Below are 704 nucleotides of genomic sequence, written 5' to 3'. Positions count from 1 at the left end.
TTACAGATTGCCTCGCAGCATCACATCACAGGGTGGCCGGATGCTCCGGAATCAGTGGCCGGATAAAATCGGAATGGGTGGCCGGATACTTTCGGAATCACTGGCCGGATGACCCCGGAATACGCAATCTGACAAGGAATAGCTGGTTTCCGCCCCCGGCAGCCCCGCCAGAATAGTTGCGGACAAGGCTGCGACCTGTTTCGCATCCATCTGTTTGAACCGCGTGGCCGCTGCGCTTTGTACCGCAGCGCCATAGCTTTGCACGGCGGCGGGGCGCTTCAGGATGAACATATCGAACACCGCCAGATCGACGCGGTCAAAGCGCAGGCATTCCGCACCATCGGGCAGGCGGTGCCGCAACTCCGTGCGGGTCCAGTCCAGAACCGGCATGAAGTTGTAGCAAATCGTCGTGATCCCCTGCTGCGCAAGGTTCAGCGCGGATTGCGCCCACATGTCGCTGAGTGCGTCGCAGCCGTCCTGTCCCAGCTTCACCGCCTCTGGCACGGGTATGCTTTCGACCACCGACCATGTCAGGCCAGCGCCCACGATCATTGCTTTCCGCCGCGCAATTTCGTCATGGAGATATGCGCAGAAGTTGGTGACGCCTGATCAGGCGGCGGCTTGAACGTGGCGGAGGCCGTCGCGGAACTCAACCCCTTGGATGATCTCGGGCAGGCGGTTCCGGCCATCGAGTTTGCGCCATT

1 protein-coding gene is annotated in these 704 nt (G+C 60.9%); it reads right to left on the bottom strand.

The genetic code is table 11. The features are described from left to right. Positions 1 to 51: 51 nt before the first annotated feature. A complete protein-coding gene (locus tag ROE7235_RS19800) occupies positions 52 to 570 on the bottom strand; it encodes a mannonate dehydratase (RefSeq protein ID WP_281272880.1) in 519 nt (172 codons plus the stop codon). Positions 571 to 704 lie beyond the last annotated feature (134 nt).

This window comes from Roseinatronobacter ekhonensis (assembly GCF_900499075.1).
GTDB lineage: Bacteria > Pseudomonadota > Alphaproteobacteria > Rhodobacterales > Rhodobacteraceae > Roseinatronobacter > Roseinatronobacter ekhonensis.
Note: the sequence above shows the minus strand (reverse complement) of the source record. Positions and strands in the feature narration are given on the sequence as shown.